The sequence below is a fragment of the Halomonas sp. ANAO-440 genome (assembly GCF_019915905.1).
Taxonomy (GTDB): Bacteria; Pseudomonadota; Gammaproteobacteria; order Pseudomonadales; family Halomonadaceae; genus Halomonas; species Halomonas chromatireducens.
On record NZ_JAHXBV010000005.1, the window covers coordinates 266,686 to 281,667 of the forward strand.

A 14,982-nucleotide genomic window follows, 5' to 3' on the forward strand; every position below is an offset into this window, starting at 1 on the left:
TGTACCATTTGCTGCCAGCTGCGGCGCAGAGTTTAAAGCTTTTGCGGTGCAATATACAGTCTGTAGAGGTCGTAGGGAGCTTATCAATTGGGCGTAAAACCGCACTCGGAGATGGCGACGGAAAACCTTTTCAGACGGTGTTCATTTGCACGTTCGAAGCGCGCTTGTCAAAGTGGCAGCGGCGCGCCACACACCTGTCGTGCGCGGCACGCCAGCGAGTTCGCCTGCCGTCTATCGAGATAGGCGCCAACAAGGTCTCAAAGACGCCGGTACCCCCTGATGGAAGATCGACCATGAAGAGAGCTGCATGATGCAACTAGCCGTGCTTTCGGGTTTCGTGCTCGCCGCCTTTTCCCCGCTGCTGCATCGCTGGTTCGGGGAGCGTACGAGCTTCGTGCTGGCCGCATTCCCGGCTGCCCTGTCCCTGGGGTTCCTGTCCCTCATGCCTGCGGTGATGAGTGGGGAGACGCTGACTTTCGGCGTAGAGTGGGTGCCTTCATTGGGCATGAGCCTGACTTTCGTTGTCGATGGGCTTTCGCTGCTGTTTTCCCTGTTGATCACGGTGATCGGTACTTTCGTGCTGATCTATGCCGGCGGCTATCTCAAGGGCCATCCCGATCTGGTGCGTTTCCATATCGCCCTTGTGGCTTTCATGGTGTCGATGCTTGGCCTGGTCCTGGCCGATGGCCTGATCACGCTGTTCGTCTTCTGGGAGCTGACCAGTATCACCTCCTACCTGCTGATCGGCTTCAATCACGCTGACCTGGAGGCGCGCAAGTCGGCCCGTCAGGGGTTGTTCGTCACCTTCGGCGGTGGGCTGGCGCTGATGGCGGGGCTGGTGATGCTGGGTATTGCCGGCGGCAGCTGGTCGTTCGCCGAGCTGGGCACCATGGGTGACGTGCTGCGTGAGCATGACCTCTATGCACCGCTGCTGATCTGTCTGCTGCTGGGCGCCTTCACCAAATCGGCCCAGTTTCCGTTTCACTTCTGGTTGCCCAATGCCATGGCGGCACCCACTCCGGTGTCGGCCTACCTCCACTCGGCGACCATGGTCAAGGCTGGGATCTACCTCATGGCGCGACTGCAGCCGAGCCTGGGTGGCACCGAGATGTGGGTCGGCATCCTCTCGGTGGTGGGAGCCATCACCATGTTCACCGGCGCCTTCCTGGCCATTCGCCATACCAATATCAAGAAGTTGCTGGCCTACTCAACGATCATGGCACTGGGAACCCTGACCATGCTGCTGGGTATCGGCACAGAGGGTGCGCTCATCGCCTTCGTCACCTTCCTGCTGGCCCACTCCCTCTACAAGGGCGCCTTGTTCATGGTGGCTGGCATTCTCGACCATGAGACCGGTACCAAGGACGTAAGCGCCATGGGGGGGCTGCGTTCGCTGATGCCGGTCACGGCGCTGGTAGCCATGATTGCCGCCCTGTCGCTGGCTGGTGCGCCACCGCTGTTTGGCTTCATTGCCAAGGAACTGATGTTCGAGTCGGTTCTCGAAGCCGGTGCCTTTCGCTGGTTGATCCTGCTGCTGGCCTTCTCGGCGGCGTTCCTGACCATTGCCGTGGCCGCCATCGTGGCATTACGGCCCTTCTTCGGCGAGCGTCGCTCAACCCCGCGGGTGGCTCACGAGGCGCCGGTCTCTATGCTGCTTGGTCCTGCCGTGCTGGCGGTGCTCTCGCTGCTGCTCGGCCTGGTCCCGGTGCTGGCCGGCATGGGGCTGCTCACTGCCGCCGCCTCGGCGGTGATGGGCGAGCCGGTCACCGTCTCGCTGGCGCTGTGGCATGGCATCAACCTGCCCCTGATCATGTCGTTGGTCAGCCTGGTCCTGGGCTACGTGGTGTTTCGCCACTGGGATCGGGTGCGTGCGCGTCTGGCAAGGCTCGACCCGCTTATCGCGCGGGGGCCCGAGGCTGGCTATGAGGCCTTCATGCACTGGATCACCGTGGTCTCCGACTGGCAGACCCGAATCCTGCAGAACGGCTATATGCGCAACTACCTCATGGTGATGGTGCTGACGCTGATCGCGTTGATCGGTAACTCCTTGCTGCTGCGCCACTCCCCGGAGATTGCCTTCCACCTCGACGTCCGTTTCCACGAAGTGGTCGTGGCGGCGATGATGGTGATGGGGGCGCTGTTTGCCGCCATCACCCGATCGCGGCTAAGCGCGGTGGTATCGGTGGGCATCATGGGCTTCTCAATCGCCCTGATCTTCATCCTGTTCAGTGCGCCCGACCTGGGCATTACCCAACTGCTGGTGGAAACCCTGACCGTGATCCTGCTGGTGCTGGTGCTCTTCCGCCTGCCACGCTTCGCCAGCCTGTCGACTCCCCTGGAGCGGGTGCGCGATCTTCTGGTGGCGGGCACTGTCGGTGTGCTGATCACCCTGCTGGTGTTGACGGCCTGGGGAATCGATCAGTTCGTGCCCATCTCGGGCTACATGATCGAAAACAGCGTACCGCTGGCCCATGGGCGCAATATCGTCAACGTGATCCTGGTGGACTACCGGGCGCTGGATACTCTGGGTGAGATCTTCGTGCTGGCTCTGGCGGCGATCGGTGTCATTGCCATGCTCAAGCTGCGTGCGGCAGAGAAACCCAAGCCCGCGACGAAGGAGAAGGAGTCCGCCGATGGTTAAGTCAGGCACCTTGATACTGCACACCGCCGCTCGGATACTGATGCCGCTGCAGCTGCTGTTCTCGGTGTTCCTGCTGTTGCGGGGACACGATGAGCCGGGCGGGGGGTTCATTGCCGGGCTGGTGGCTGCCGGCGCTTTCACCCTCTACTTGTTCGCCTTCGGCGTGAGTGCCACCCGGGAGGTGCTTCGCATGGTCGATGCCCGTGACCTGATCGGCATGGGCCTGTTGTTGGGCATGATCTCGGTGTTTCCAGCCTGGTTCATGGATCAACCCTTCTTGACCGCCCAGTGGTGGGAGATTCCCGGCATCGACTTCAAGGCATCGAGTCCATTGATTTTCGATGTGGGGGTATACCTGGCGGTGCTGGGCTCGGTGCTGGCCATGGTCATGACACTGATGGAGGTGGACAAGGATGAACCTTGATCGTAACGGCGTTGCCGACGTCGCCCCGTCAATTCGAGCTGGAGGTGCGTTATGGAGCCGGTGATGGCCGTGGCCATTGGCCTGCTGTATGCGTCAGCGATCTTCTTGATGCTGCGTCGCTCGATCGTCAAGCTGGTGATCGGACTGATGCTGCTCTCCAATGCCGCCAACCTGTTGATCTTCACTTCGGCGGGCATGACCCGTGGGGCGCCACCCCTGATCCCCGAGGGGCTGACAGCGCCCCTCGGCCCGGTGGCAGATCCCTTGCCCCAAGCGGTGGTGCTCACCGCTATCGTGATCGCCTTCGGCGTGCTGGCCTTTGCCGTGGTATTGATCCGTCGTGCCTACGAGATCGTCAAAGCCGATGACCTGGACAAGATGAAGGAAACCGATACGTGAGGCCTGAAGTTGCACTGCCCGTTCTCCTGCCCTTGCTGTCGGGTGCCCTGTCGCTGCTGTTCTGGCGCTCGCGACCCACGCAGCGCTTCATCGCCGTGGCCGGCAATGTCGCGCTGCTGGGCGTGGCGCTCTGGCTGCTGGTTTCAGTAAGCCTTGATGACTATGTGGTGATCCAGATGGGCGGCTGGGAGGCCCCCATCGGCATCACCCTGGTCGCGGATATGCTCAGCGCGGTGATGATCGTGCTGACCGGTATCATTGGCCTGGCGCTGGCGGTCTATTCGCTGGCCTCCACTGGCCCCGGCCACGAGAAGTTTGGCTACTATCCCCTGATGCATCTGCTGCTGGCCGGCGTCGCCGGTGCCTTTCTCACCGGTGATATCTTCAACCTCTATGTCTGGTTCGAGGTGATGCTGGTGGCCTCCTTTGCGCTGCTGATTCTTGGCGGCGAAAAGGCGCAGATGGAAGGGGCGATCAAGTACGTGACCCTCAACCTGCTGGCGTCGGTGATCTTTCTTACTGCCATCGGCCTGACCTACGGGATGGTCGGTACGCTCAACATGGCCGATATCGCCCAGCGCCTGGCGGCGGCCGAGAACCAGGGCATGGTTGAGGTGCTGGCGGTCATGTTCATGATCGCCTTCGGCATCAAGGCGGCGGCCTTCCCGCTGTTCTTCTGGTTGCCGGCCTCCTATCACACGCCTCCGGTGGCGGTCTCGGCCCTGTTTGCAGGTTTGCTCACCAAGGTGGGCGTCTACTCCTTGTATCGCGTCTTCACGCTGATGTTCGACCAGACCCTGGGCTACACCCAGGATCTGCTGCTGTGGGGTGCGGCGCTGACCATGGTGACCGGCGTGCTCGGGGCCGCGGCGCAGTTCGAGTTCCGGCGCATTCTCTCTTTCCATATCGTCAGCCAGATCGGCTACATGATTCTCGGGCTTGCGCTGTTCACGCCACTCGCCATTGCCGGCGGGATCTTCGCGGTGATGCACAACATCGTGGTCAAGACCAACCTGTTCCTGATCAGCGGCATCACCCGTCGACTCCAGGGTACCTATGAGCTGAAGAAGATGGGCGGGCTCTATCGTGAGCGCCCCTGGCTGGCCGTGGCCTTCTTCCTGTCGGCCTTTTCCCTGGCCGGCATCCCGCCGCTTTCCGGCTTCTTCGCCAAGTTCGTCCTCATACGCGCCGGTATCGAGGCTGGCGCCTACGTGGTCACTGGCGTTGCCCTGGCGGTCGGTCTGATGACGCTTTACTCCATGGTCAAGATATGGAACGAGGTGTTCTGGAAGACCCTGCCCGAGGATAACCTGGTGCCGGTGGAGCAGGTCGTGGTGGGGGACGATAGCCGGATGGTGCCGGCAAGCCTCTGGCTCATGTACCTTCCGGTGGCGGTGCTGGCGCTCTTTGCCCTGTTGATTGGTCTGTTCGCTGAACCGCTGATGGTTGCCATGAACCAGATCGGCGATCAGTTGATGAACCCTCAGGGCTATATCGAGGCAGTGCTGGGGGGGGATGCCGGTATCGACGATGTGCTTGTCGAGACGCCTGACGAGGAGATGATGCCATGACGGGGGCGATATGGAATCTGCTGCTGGCCCTGGCCTGGGTCATTCTCAGCGGTGACTTCTCGGGCACGAACCTGGTCATCGGTCTGGTGTTCGGCTATGTCACGCTGGTGCTCATCGAGCCCCAGGTGCCGGCTCTCAAGGGCTATCCGGTCCGCATTCCACGTATCCTGCGTTTCCTTGGCTTCTTCATCAAAGAGCTGGTCCAGGCCAACCTGCGTGTCGGTTTCGACATACTGACGCCACCCTGGCACATGAAGCCGGGGGTGATTGCCATGCCGCTGGAGGCGCGTACCGAGCTCGAGATCACCATGGTCGCCAACCTGATATCCCTGACGCCGGGTACCCTGAGCCTGGATGTCTCCGACGATCGCAAGGTGCTCTACATTCATGCCATGTTCCTCGACGATGAGGAGGAGCTGCGCCGTAACCTCAAGGAAATGGAATGTCGTGCCCTGGAGCTGTTCCGCTAAGTTCGATGATGGTGAGGTGGTGATGTGGATACCGTAATCCTGATCAGCCAAGTGCTCATGAGCCTTGCCCTGATCCTGGCCTTCGTGAGGGTGGTTCGCGGCCCCAGCCTGCCCGATCGGGTGGTGGCGCTGGAGCTGTTCGCCAGCATCGTGGTGGGCCTCGTGGGTGTCTATGCCATAAAGGTGGACGTATCAAGCTTTCTGGATGCCGCCATCGTAATCGCGCTGATGGGCTTCCTGGCTGCCATCGGCTTCGCCCGTTTCCTGGAGCGAGGAGGGCCGAGGGATGATTGAGATGATCAAGGGTTTCCTGATCCTCACCGGGGCGGTGTTCATGCTGCTGGCAGCGCTGGGCATTCTGCGCCTTCCCGACCTGCTGACTCGCATGCATGCCACGACCAAGGCGGCCGCCCTGGGAGTGATCCTGATCATGCTCGCCGTTGCCTTGCATTTCGGCGAGGTGGCGGTAGTGGCCCGTGCCTTCGCCATTATCGTATTCGTGATCATGACGGCGCCGGTGGCGGCACACGTCATCGGCCGGGCCGGCTATTTCGTGGGCTCGAAGCTCTGGTCAGGTACCGTGAAGGATGAGCTGCGGCCCAACTACGACCCGCTGACCCACGAGTTGAAGAGTGGTCTCGAGACCGAGGCCAATGCGGTGCATCAGCCCCGGGACAGAGACCCCACGTGAGCGTGCAGTGATCAGTGGCAGGGGCCAGAAATCGACGATCCAATGGCTGATGAGGCTGGTTTCGCCAGCACTTCTGGGCCATCATCATGGACGTTCAATGCCAAGGAATGCCGACATCATGATGCGCCAGATCTTACCCGCAACCTTCCTGGTTGCGCTTCTCGCAGGATGCCAGAGCGGCCCGGTTCAGGAGGCGTCAGCCGCCGACCGCTCACCTGAGGTTGCCAACGGACAGGCTGCCAGCGAGCAGGACGTCGAGACCTCACCGGAGTCCTCGGCCGACGACCGCTCCAATTCCGAAGCGGCGCCTGCCGACTTCAATGCTTGGCTGGCAAACTTTCGCCGCGAGGCCCGCTCTGAAGGCATCAGCGAGAGAACCCTGGCTCGGGCGCTGGATGGAGTCCGTTACCGGCCAAGGGTGATCGAGCTGGATCGTTCCCAGCCAGAGTTCGTGCGCCCCATTTGGCAGTATCTGGACAGCGCCGTCTCTTCAGCTCGTATCCAGCAGGGGCGTGCCAAGCTTGCCGAGCATCGCGATACCGCCCGTCGCATGGAGGAGCGCTATGGCGTGCCGGCGGAGATCATCGTCGCGATCTGGGGTATCGAGAGCAACTACGGCGGTAACTTCGGTGACTTCTCGACCCTGGAGGCGCTGGCGACGCTAGCTTTCGATGGACGTCGGAGCGATTTTGCCCGCGGTGAGCTGATGGCGGCACTGCGTATCATCGAGACCGGGGATATCCCCCCTGAGCGCATGGTCGGTTCCTGGGCCGGGGCCATGGGCCACACCCAGTTCATTCCCTCCAGCTTCGAAGCCTATGCGGTGGATGGCGATGGTGACGGCCGTCGTGACATCTGGGGCAGCATTCCCGATGTCATGGCATCGACTGCCAACTATCTCGCCCGCGCCGGCTGGCAGACGGGTCAGCCCTGGGGTGTGGAGGTCCGGCTGCCGGATGACTTCGACTATGCCCAGACCGAGCTGACCACCCGGCGTGCCAGTCGTGAATGGGCTGCCCAGGGGGTGCGTGGCGTCTCTGACGGTGCGCTGCCCGAGTTCGCCGAGGCCTCGGTCATTGCACCGGCGGGTGCCGACGGGCCTGCCTTCCTGGTGGGTCCCAACTTCCGGGCCATCCTGCGCTATAACAATGCGACCAGCTATGCCTTGGCGGTGGGCACCCTGGCCAACGAGATCGCCGGCCGGAACGGTATCCACGGGAGCTGGCCGCGGGGGGAGGAGCCACTGTCGCGCAGCCAGGTGCGCGAGATGCAGCAGGCGCTCAATGCCCGTGGCTTCGATGTCGGGACGCCGGATGGCATCATGGGGCCCAACACTCGGCGTGGCCTGCGCAGCTACCAGCGATCGATCGGTGTCACTCCCGATGGCTTCGCCACGGTCAGCCTGTTGCAACGCCTACAGCGCTGATTCGGCCGACAATTAAAGCGCAAAGCCCCACCCGAGAGGGGTGGGGCCCAGCAATCAGCTTTCCTGTTGCGCTTTGCATGTGTGGCATTTCATTGTGGTACCCGAGAACAGGCCGCAGCGGCCCTGGCGTCCGGTGGGGGCAGGTCAGTCGTTGTTGGTCCAGTTGTTGAGCAGGTCGCTGACGGCGCGGCCGGCTCTCTCGGCCCCCTCCTGGGTGCGTTCCCAGGCGCTTTCGGCTCCCTCGCCGATGCGGTCGGCGCCTTCACGTGTCTGGTGCCAGGCGCTTTCGGCACCTTCGCCGGCAGTGTGCCAGGCATCTCGCGCACGTTGGCGAGCCATATCCCACCAGTCCTGATCGTAGCGTGGCATCGCACCCAAGGCGTCTTCGTTGGCATCGACCAGCACGTCATGGGTGGTGTCACCATCTTCTTCATGGTTTACCAGCCGGTAGTGGTCATTGGTGATCACAAGGTAGTCGCCATCCTGCCCCACATCCTCATGGGTGCGTATGATCAGAGCATGGACCTGCATGTCGTCACCGAGGAGAATATCGACGATCTCACTTGGCTGGCTGTCCGGGGCGGCTTCGAAATATACCTCGGCATCGAGAATCGCCCTGTTGGAATACAGCCCCTGAGGATCGAACTGGGCGTGAGCCCCGGCAACGGTCAGCCCGCCGACCAGCAGACCAATCGAGGTGGCAAGTACCGTCCTTGCAAAGCTGCGGTGTGTCATACAGTGTCCTCCTTTTCCATGATGACGCCTTCAGTGTAGTAGATGTCCCTAAAGTGTGTTGTACGGTAACGGCATGCAGGGAAATGAAGCAGCTTGTTCTTATGCTGGCATTCCGGGGAAGCAGCGCTATTCTTGTGGGTTTCGACAGGGAGATGTCATGAAAGGATATGTATTGTCGTACCGGACGGCGTGGCTCCGGAGGCGATTCGTACAGGCGTTTGGGGGTTGGCTGCTGTTTGTCCTTGCCCCCGCCGCAATGGGGGAGGAGGTCTTCGGCTGGGTCGAGAAGGCGACCCTGGAACCTTGGGGGGTCGAGGTGAAGGCCAAGCTCGACAGCGGCGCGCTTACCTCGTCGCTCGATGCCCGTGATATCGAACGCTTCGAAAAGGAGGGCGAGGAGTGGGTGCGTTTTCGCCTGGAGCTCGTGGACGAGGCCAGCGGGGAGACGTTCTCCGAAACGCTGGAGCGGCCGCTTTACCGCGACATTCGCGTGCGTGGTGCGGGCGGCCGCGACGAACGGCTGGTGGTACTGATGAAAATCTGCCTGGGGCGAGCCGTCTATGAGGAGCAGGTCGGGCTGCGCAACCGGGAGGAGATGCACTATCCGCTGCTGCTGGGGCGGCGCACCATTGGTCATCTGGGGCTGCTCGACGTGACCCGTACCTTCCTCAATGCGCCCGAGTGTGACGAAGATACCGAGGTGAAGCGCTACGACAGCAATGGCGAAGAGAGAGAAGGGGGCGGCGACGAGACGGAATGACGCGCTAGAAAAGCCGGGCCAGCAGCGCGGTCACTGCGGTCTCAACCCGCAGGATACGCGGCCCCAGGTGTATGCCCTCGCAGCCGGCCTCGAGGAGTCGCTCCACCTCGAAGGGAATGAACCCTCCTTCGGGGCCGACCACTAGCACGACCGGTTCGTCGATGCCCCGAGGGCAGGCCTGCGGCATCCCCGGGTGTGCCAGCAGGCCACGCCGGGTCTCGAGAAGCCCCGGCAGCACATCCTCGACGAAGGGACGAAACCCCTTGGCGAGATTCACCTTGGGCATTACTGTGTCCCGGGCCTGCTCCAGTCCCAGCACGAGATGGCCGTTTATCTTGTCAGGGGCGAGTTCCGGCGACTGCCAGTAGCTCTTTTCCACTCTTTTCGAGTGCAGCAGCGTGATCGTCTTCACCCCAAGCGCCGTGACGTGCTCGAGGCTCCTGGCCAGCATCCGTGGACGCGGCAGCGCGAGAACGAGGTGTACCGGCAGCGGCGGCGGAGGTGGCGTGTCCAGCGTGGAGAGGGCAAAGCGTGCTTCCTCTTCGTCAAGTGCCAGCAGCTCGCCACGGCCGATTCCCCCGCCTGCCATACCCAGGGTCATGGAATCTCCGATTCGGGCGCGATGCACTTCCTTGAGATGGCGCAGGCGGCGAGGGTCTCGAATGCACGCCTGTTGGCCATGTTCAATGTCACCGGGGGCTAGCAGGATCAGATTCATCGGGTCTCGTTAATTCGGTTCGATTTGCAAGGACGGTGGCGCGATGCACAATAGCAGCAAAGGGCAAGCCTGCCTTTCAAGAACAAGGAGTGCCATCGTGCGCGTGATTCGCAAGTATGCCAACCGTAGGCTCTATGATACGCAACAGAGTCGCTATGTGACGCTTGAAGATCTGCGTCGTCTGATCCTCGACGAAGAGCCATTCCGAGTCGAGGACGCCAAAAGCGGCGAGGACCTTACCCGCACCATCCTGCTGTCGATCATCATCGAGCAGGAGCAGGCGGATGGAGATTCCGAAGTCTTCTCCAACGACTTGCTGGCCCAGTTCATCCGTGTCTACGACATGGCTCAACCGCTTCCCCTGGCGCGTTATCTTGAGCAGGGGACACAGTTGATGCTCGAGCAGCAGCAGCGCATGCAGGATCAATGGCAGCAGGCCATGCGGCATTCGCCCATGGACCTGATGCGCGAGATGGCAGAGGAGAATATGCGTTTCTGGCAGAAGACCATCGGCCAAGGGCAGGCCAACCATGATGACAAGCCCGATCAGAAGGACGAGGATCCCAAGAAGTCCTGAGCGGCGCGCGTCGACGGTGGCTTTCTGACATAATGCCGCTTTGTTTCCCACGCCCGTTTTTTCACGAGGTCCGGCCTGCCCTCCCGGCCAGGCCTCGTCTGAGCCCGGTTTCACCCAGTCAGCGATAGGTAGTGTAGCGGATGAAGGTATTGATCATCGGCGGCGGTGGCCGCGAACATGCCCTGGCCTGGAAGGTCGCCCAGTCGCCTCGCGTCGAAGATGTTTTCGTGGCCCCCGGCAATGCCGGTACCGCCGGAGAAGCGGGCGTGGCCAATATCTCCATCGATGCGGTCGACCTGGATGGCTTGGTGACGTTCGCAAGGGAAGAAGCCATCGACCTGACCATCGTTGGCCCGGAGGCGCCGCTGGTCGCGGGCATCGTGGATCGCTTTCGCGAGGCGGGCCTGGTCATTTTCGGTCCCACCGCCGGGGCGGCCCAGCTCGAAGGATCGAAGTCCTTCACCAAGGATTTCCTGGCGCGCCATGCCATTCCTACCGCTGCCTACCGCACCTTTACCGAGGTCGAGCCGGCACTGGCCTATCTGGCTGAGCAGGGCGCACCCATCGTGATCAAGGCAGATGGCCTGGCGGCGGGCAAGGGTGTCATCGTTGCCATGTCCCTGGGCGAGGCGGAGGCAGCCGTACGTGACATGCTGGAGGCCAATGCCTTTGGCGACGCCGGGGCCCGGGTGGTGATCGAGGAGTTCCTCGAGGGTGAGGAGGCAAGCTTCATCGTCATGGTCGATGGCAAGAGCGTGCTCCCCATGGCGACCAGCCAGGACCACAAGCGGGCGCTTGATGGCGACGAAGGGCCCAATACCGGTGGCATGGGCGCCTACTCGCCGGCACCGGTGGTGACCGAAGCGGTCCACGAGCGGATCATGCAGGATGTGATCATGCCCACGGTTCACGGCATGGCGGCGGAGGGGCATCCATACAGCGGTTTTCTCTATGCGGGTTTGATGATCGACGTCGAGGGCAACCCCAGGGTCATCGAATACAACTGTCGCTTTGGCGACCCGGAAACCCAGCCGATCATGCTGCGCCTGCGGTCAGACCTGGCCGAGCTCTGCCTGGCCGGGGCGAACGGGGAGCTGGCGGGACAGACCTGCGACTGGGACAGTCGAGTCGCGGTGGGGGTGGTGCTGGCGGCCGGAGGCTATCCGAGTGAGTACCACAAGGGTGACATCATCGAGGGGCTCGAGGCGGCGGAAAACACGGGTTGCAAGGTATTCCATGCCGGTACGGCCGAAGACGACGGGGGCAATGTGGTCACCGCGGGCGGGCGAGTGCTCTGTGTCACGGCCCTGGGTGATGGCGTATCCCGGGCGCGCGACCTGGCCTATGAAGGGGTTGACGCCATTCGCTGGCCGGATATCCACTATCGCCGCGATATCGCACATCGGGCAATTTCCCGTGAAAAGCAGGCAGGCTGATCATCGCCTGCCTGTACTGACCGACAACAAGAAAACAGGGAGTGAGGATGGACCGCATCAAGCTGGTATTTCCCGAAGCGGCTATCGTACACCGTCAACCATTGTCGGTGCGCATTACCGACATGAACTACGGCCGCCACCTTGGACACGACACCCTGGTGTCGCTGCTCCACGAAGCGCGCATTCAAGCATTTGGTGCTCTCGGGCTCACCGAATGGGACATGGGCGGCTATCCCAGCGTGGTGGCCGACCTTGCCGTGCAATATCAGTCCGAGGCGCGCTGGCCCGATGCCCTGGTGGTAGAGACGGCGATCCCGGCACCGTCCGGCAAGGCAATCGTCGTCTATCATCGCGTGTGTCATGCCGAAGGCGGTCGGCCGGTGGCTACCGCGCGTCTTAACGTCGTGCTGGTCGATCCTGCCCAGGGGCGCAGCGTCGCGATACCCGATGCCGTGTACCAGGCTATCACCGGGGCGGAGAGCGCCTGATGTCGCGCGAGTATCCAATCATTGCCGTGACCGGCTCCTCCGGGGCCGGCACCACGACGGTGAAGCGAACCTTCGAGCGGATGTTTGCCAGGGAGGACGTGCATGCCGCCATCGTCGATGGCGATGCCTTCCATCGTTACACGCGGGATGAGCTGGCGCGCATCTTCCGCGAAGAGCCCGAGCGCAAGGACGAGCTGTCCCACTTCGCCGTGGAGGCCAACCTGCTGGACCGGCTCGAGACACTGTTCCTGGAGTATGGCGAGCACGGCACCGGTACCTTTCGTCACTACATCCACGCCGAAGACAAGCAGATGATCGAGGCCGGCTATCGGGTCGGCACCTTCACCGAGTGGCAGCCGCTGCCCTGTGGTACCGATCTGCTCTTCTACGAAGGGCTGCACGGTGGTCTGGTCACCGCCGAGCACGATATTGCCCGGCATGTGGACCTGCTGGTGGGTGTGGCGCCGACCATGAACTTGGAGTGGATCCAGAAGATCGATCGCGACATCAAGATGCGCGGCTACTCCCAGGAAGCGGTCATCGATACGATCCTGGGGCGCATGGGTGACTACGTGCGCTACATCCAGCCGCAGTTCTCCCGCACCCATATCAACTTCCAGCGCGTGCCTACGGTGGACACATCCAATCCCTTCGAGGTGCAGGACATCCCCAATGACGCCGAGTCCTTCGTGGTGATCCGCTTTCGTGACCCCTCCACCGTGGATTTTCCGTGGCTGCTGGCGATGATCCAGGACTCTTTCATGAGTCGCCCGCACACATTGGTTGTACCTGGTGCAAGGATGTCATTGGCCATCGAGCTGATACTGGCGCCGCTGGTGCGTCATCTGCTGGCACAGCGGCGCTTTCGCTGAGCGCCGTTTGGCTCTTATCTTAACGACAACAGGAGCATGAGATCGATGGATTGCCTGTTCTGCAAGATCATCAAACGAGAGATTCCCGCTGATATCGTTTACGAGGACGAGCATGTCCTCGCGTTCAACGACATCAATCCCCAGGCGCCCACCCACATCCTGATCATACCCAAGCAGCACATCGCTACCTTGAACGACATCGAAGAGGCTGACCTTGCCCTGATCGGCCGGCTCCAGTACACCGCGGCCCGGTTGGCGAAGGAGCGTGGCTTCGCGGAAGAAGGGTATCGCGTGGTAATGAACTGCAATGACCAGGGTGGACAAACGGTCTATCATATTCATATGCACCTGATGGGCGGTCGACGCTTTACTTGGCCGGCTGGCTAGCCGGCGCTTTGCGATGAGAGTCGCGCGCGTCGAGGCGTGCGACGCATCAGGTGCATACCGCAAACGCCACCCGTCAGGGTGGCGTTTGCGTAGCCGACAGCCGGCGCTACCGGGATGAGAGTCTCGGCCGGGCCAATTTTGTGATTCGTCTGTGCTGAAACGAGGGTGTCATGAGCCGCAAGCTGACCCATGCCGATACGCTGATTCATCAGTTCGATACCGTACTGCGCACCCTGGTGCCCCACGCTGCTCGCTCGTCGCGACCGTCACCGGTCACAGCGGACATCGACGATGACCCTATGACCTTGGACGAGCGCCGCCACGCCGCTGGGCTGATGCGCGTCAACCATACCGGCGAGGTGTGTGCCCAGGCGCTCTACCAGGGGCAGGGATGCACCGCCAAGCTACCCGAGGTGCGGGAGCAGATGGAGCACTCGGCCCAGGAGGAGATCGATCACCTGGCCTGGTGCGATGAGCGACTACAGGAGCTGGGTGGCCGTACCAGCCTGCTCAATCCGCTGTTCTATGCGGCTTCCTTCGGGCTAGGCGCCGTGGCCGGCGCGGTGGGCGATCGTGTCAGTCTCGGTTTTGTCGCGGCGACCGAAGAGCAGGTGGGCAAGCATCTGAACGAGCATCTGGAGACTCTGCCGCCGGGCGACCACCGCTCCCGGGCCGTGCTGCGCCAGATGGCCATTGACGAGGCACACCATGCCCAGCTCGCGCTGGAAGCCGGCGGTGCCCGTTTTCCGGCGCCGGTCAAGTTCGGCATGTCATTGATGTCCAAGGTGATGACCAAGAGCGTCTACCGGATCTGAACGTCATTCCTCGACTGGCCCAGAGGCCAATGAGCCTAGGCCAGTCGGCGCCTTCAGGCATCCACGATGGTATAGGAGTGGCTGATGTCAACGCCGCCCTTGGCCAGCATGATGGAGGCGCTGCAGTATTTCTCGGCGGAGAGTTCCACGGCGCGCTTCACCTGGCTCTCCTTCAGGCTGTGGCCTGCCACGGTGAAGTGAATGTGGATCTTGGTGAAGACCGCCGGCACGGCATCGGCGCGCTCGGCCTCCACCTGTGCCACGCAGTCGGTCACCGCGGCACGCGACTTGTCGAGTATCTCCAGTACGTCGAAGGAGGCGCAGGCCCCCATCCCCATCAGCAGCATCTCCATGGGGCGAGGGCCGGTGTTGCGGCCGCCATGGTCGGGGGGGCCATCGATGACCACGCTGTGGCCGCTGCCGGATTCGGTCACGAACTGACGACCATCGGTCCATTTGACGCTGGCTTTCATGATGCGGGATTCCTTCTCGGATGTTGGGAAATGGCGGCAGCATAGCAGCCGGCGTCAAGCCCTGCAGCTTCGCTCGAGGCTTCTCCGGCAACAGGCCTG

At 62.2% G+C, this 14,982-nt stretch carries 18 protein-coding genes; 15 read left to right on the top strand and 3 right to left on the bottom strand.

Annotation, left to right across the window (positions count from 1 at the left end; translation table 11 throughout):
* Positions 1-310: 310 nt before the first annotated feature.
* The 8 genes from KZO25_RS06325 (at position 311) to KZO25_RS06360 (ending at position 7,622) form a co-directional block, all read left to right on the top strand.
* Positions 311-2,641, top strand: a complete 2,331-nt coding sequence (locus KZO25_RS06325; protein ID WP_066452325.1) for a putative monovalent cation/H+ antiporter subunit A — start codon at positions 311-313, stop codon at positions 2,639-2,641.
* On the top strand, positions 2,634-3,065 hold the full coding sequence (locus KZO25_RS06330; RefSeq protein ID WP_043512876.1) for a Na+/H+ antiporter subunit B: 432 nt from the start codon (positions 2,634-2,636) through the stop codon (positions 3,063-3,065). The genes KZO25_RS06325 and KZO25_RS06330 overlap by 8 nt, the downstream gene beginning before the upstream one ends.
* Positions 3,066-3,116: 51 nt before the next feature.
* A complete protein-coding gene (locus KZO25_RS06335) occupies positions 3,117-3,464 on the top strand; it encodes a Na+/H+ antiporter subunit C (RefSeq protein ID WP_066448887.1) in 348 nt (115 codons plus the stop codon).
* A complete protein-coding gene (locus KZO25_RS06340) occupies positions 3,461-5,035 on the top strand; it encodes a Na+/H+ antiporter subunit D (protein ID WP_223136306.1) in 1,575 nt (524 codons plus the stop codon). Before KZO25_RS06335 ends, KZO25_RS06340 begins: the two co-directional genes overlap by 4 nt.
* Positions 5,032-5,505 carry a Na+/H+ antiporter subunit E gene (locus tag KZO25_RS06345; RefSeq protein WP_066448881.1) on the top strand — a complete coding sequence of 158 codons (474 nt, stop codon included), beginning with the start codon at positions 5,032-5,034 and terminating at the stop codon, positions 5,503-5,505. Before KZO25_RS06340 ends, KZO25_RS06345 begins: the two co-directional genes overlap by 4 nt.
* Positions 5,506-5,529: 24 nt before the next feature.
* Positions 5,530-5,799: a monovalent cation/H+ antiporter complex subunit F gene (locus KZO25_RS06350; RefSeq protein ID WP_066448879.1), complete on the top strand. Its 270-nt coding sequence runs from the start codon at positions 5,530-5,532 to the stop codon at positions 5,797-5,799.
* On the top strand, positions 5,792-6,196 hold the full coding sequence (gene mnhG / locus KZO25_RS06355; protein ID WP_066448877.1) for a monovalent cation/H(+) antiporter subunit G: 405 nt from the start codon (positions 5,792-5,794) through the stop codon (positions 6,194-6,196). The genes KZO25_RS06350 and mnhG overlap by 8 nt, the downstream gene beginning before the upstream one ends.
* Positions 6,197-6,314: 118 nt before the next feature.
* A complete protein-coding gene (locus KZO25_RS06360) occupies positions 6,315-7,622 on the top strand; it encodes a lytic murein transglycosylase (RefSeq protein WP_223136307.1) in 1,308 nt (435 codons plus the stop codon).
* A 144-nt stretch (positions 7,623-7,766) separates the two neighbouring features.
* Here the strand turns inward: KZO25_RS06360 and KZO25_RS06365 are convergent, their stop codons facing one another.
* The gene (locus KZO25_RS06365; protein WP_066448875.1) at positions 7,767-8,357 is read right to left on the bottom strand and encodes a hypothetical protein; all 591 of its coding nucleotides are present in this window, start codon (positions 8,355-8,357) and stop codon (positions 7,767-7,769) included.
* A 256-nt stretch (positions 8,358-8,613) separates the two neighbouring features.
* Between KZO25_RS06365 and KZO25_RS06370 the strand changes: the two genes are divergently transcribed.
* Entirely contained in the window at positions 8,614-9,117 is a 504-nt protein-coding gene (locus KZO25_RS06370; RefSeq protein WP_262488886.1) for an ATP-dependent zinc protease, read from the top strand.
* A 4-nt stretch (positions 9,118-9,121) separates the two neighbouring features.
* Here the strand turns inward: KZO25_RS06370 and KZO25_RS06375 are convergent, their stop codons facing one another.
* Positions 9,122-9,835 (bottom strand): 16S rRNA (uracil(1498)-N(3))-methyltransferase, encoded by a 714-nt coding sequence (locus KZO25_RS06375; protein WP_223136309.1) that lies wholly within the window; start codon positions 9,833-9,835, stop codon positions 9,122-9,124.
* A gap of 97 nt (positions 9,836-9,932) precedes the next feature.
* Here KZO25_RS06375 and phaR point away from each other — a divergent pair, with 97 nt between their 5' ends.
* The 6 genes from phaR to coq7 all read left to right on the top strand — a co-directional run bounded on the left by phaR (position 9,933) and on the right by coq7 (position 14,410).
* Positions 9,933-10,412 carry a polyhydroxyalkanoate synthesis repressor PhaR gene (phaR, locus tag KZO25_RS06380; RefSeq protein ID WP_066448871.1) on the top strand — a complete coding sequence of 160 codons (480 nt, stop codon included), beginning with the start codon at positions 9,933-9,935 and terminating at the stop codon, positions 10,410-10,412.
* Positions 10,413-10,552: 140 nt separating this feature from the next.
* Positions 10,553-11,848 carry a phosphoribosylamine--glycine ligase gene (gene purD, locus KZO25_RS06385; RefSeq protein ID WP_223136310.1) on the top strand — a complete coding sequence of 432 codons (1,296 nt, stop codon included), beginning with the start codon at positions 10,553-10,555 and terminating at the stop codon, positions 11,846-11,848.
* 47 nt (positions 11,849-11,895) lie between these two features.
* On the top strand, positions 11,896-12,336 hold the full coding sequence (locus tag KZO25_RS06390) for an acyl-CoA thioesterase (RefSeq protein WP_223136311.1): 441 nt from the start codon (positions 11,896-11,898) through the stop codon (positions 12,334-12,336).
* Complete coding sequence (locus KZO25_RS06395; protein WP_066448865.1) at positions 12,336-13,208, top strand: phosphoribulokinase; 873 nt, start codon at positions 12,336-12,338, stop codon at positions 13,206-13,208. The genes KZO25_RS06390 and KZO25_RS06395 overlap by 1 nt, the downstream gene beginning before the upstream one ends.
* Before the next feature lie 45 nt (positions 13,209-13,253).
* Positions 13,254-13,595, top strand: a complete 342-nt coding sequence (locus KZO25_RS06400) for a histidine triad nucleotide-binding protein (RefSeq protein ID WP_066448862.1) — start codon at positions 13,254-13,256, stop codon at positions 13,593-13,595.
* Positions 13,596-13,765: 170 nt separating this feature from the next.
* Positions 13,766-14,410, top strand: a complete 645-nt coding sequence (coq7, locus tag KZO25_RS06405) for a 2-polyprenyl-3-methyl-6-methoxy-1,4-benzoquinone monooxygenase (protein ID WP_066448859.1) — start codon at positions 13,766-13,768, stop codon at positions 14,408-14,410.
* Between the two features lie 53 nt (positions 14,411-14,463).
* Here coq7 and KZO25_RS06410 read toward each other — a convergent pair whose 3' ends face one another.
* Positions 14,464-14,883, bottom strand: a complete 420-nt coding sequence (locus KZO25_RS06410) for an OsmC family protein (RefSeq protein WP_066448857.1) — start codon at positions 14,881-14,883, stop codon at positions 14,464-14,466.
* Positions 14,884-14,982: the final 99 nt, after the last annotated feature.

Bases quoted from the DNA above. Each gene is read 5' to 3' on its own strand.
- KZO25_RS06325 (WP_066452325.1), top strand. From the start codon at position 311: ATGCAACTAGCCGTGCTTTCGGGTTTCGTGCTCGCCGCCTTTTCCCCG.
- KZO25_RS06330 (WP_043512876.1), top strand. From the start codon at position 2,634: ATGGTTAAGTCAGGCACCTTGATACTGCACACCGCCGCTCGGATACTG.
- KZO25_RS06335 (WP_066448887.1), top strand. From the start codon at position 3,117: ATGGAGCCGGTGATGGCCGTGGCCATTGGCCTGCTGTATGCGTCAGCG.
- KZO25_RS06345 (WP_066448881.1), top strand. From the start codon at position 5,032: ATGACGGGGGCGATATGGAATCTGCTGCTGGCCCTGGCCTGGGTCATT.
- mnhG (WP_066448877.1), top strand. From the start codon at position 5,792: ATGATTGAGATGATCAAGGGTTTCCTGATCCTCACCGGGGCGGTGTTC.
- KZO25_RS06360 (WP_223136307.1), top strand. From the start codon at position 6,315: ATGATGCGCCAGATCTTACCCGCAACCTTCCTGGTTGCGCTTCTCGCA.
- KZO25_RS06365 (WP_066448875.1), bottom strand. From the start codon at position 8,357: ATGACACACCGCAGCTTTGCAAGGACGGTACTTGCCACCTCGATTGGT.
- KZO25_RS06370 (WP_262488886.1), top strand. From the start codon at position 8,614: ATGGGGGAGGAGGTCTTCGGCTGGGTCGAGAAGGCGACCCTGGAACCT.
- KZO25_RS06375 (WP_223136309.1), bottom strand. From the start codon at position 9,835: ATGAATCTGATCCTGCTAGCCCCCGGTGACATTGAACATGGCCAACAG.
- purD (WP_223136310.1), top strand. From the start codon at position 10,553: ATGAAGGTATTGATCATCGGCGGCGGTGGCCGCGAACATGCCCTGGCC.
- KZO25_RS06390 (WP_223136311.1), top strand. From the start codon at position 11,896: ATGGACCGCATCAAGCTGGTATTTCCCGAAGCGGCTATCGTACACCGT.
- KZO25_RS06395 (WP_066448865.1), top strand. From the start codon at position 12,336: ATGTCGCGCGAGTATCCAATCATTGCCGTGACCGGCTCCTCCGGGGCC.
- KZO25_RS06400 (WP_066448862.1), top strand. From the start codon at position 13,254: ATGGATTGCCTGTTCTGCAAGATCATCAAACGAGAGATTCCCGCTGAT.
- coq7 (WP_066448859.1), top strand. From the start codon at position 13,766: ATGAGCCGCAAGCTGACCCATGCCGATACGCTGATTCATCAGTTCGAT.
- KZO25_RS06410 (WP_066448857.1), bottom strand. From the start codon at position 14,883: ATGAAAGCCAGCGTCAAATGGACCGATGGTCGTCAGTTCGTGACCGAA.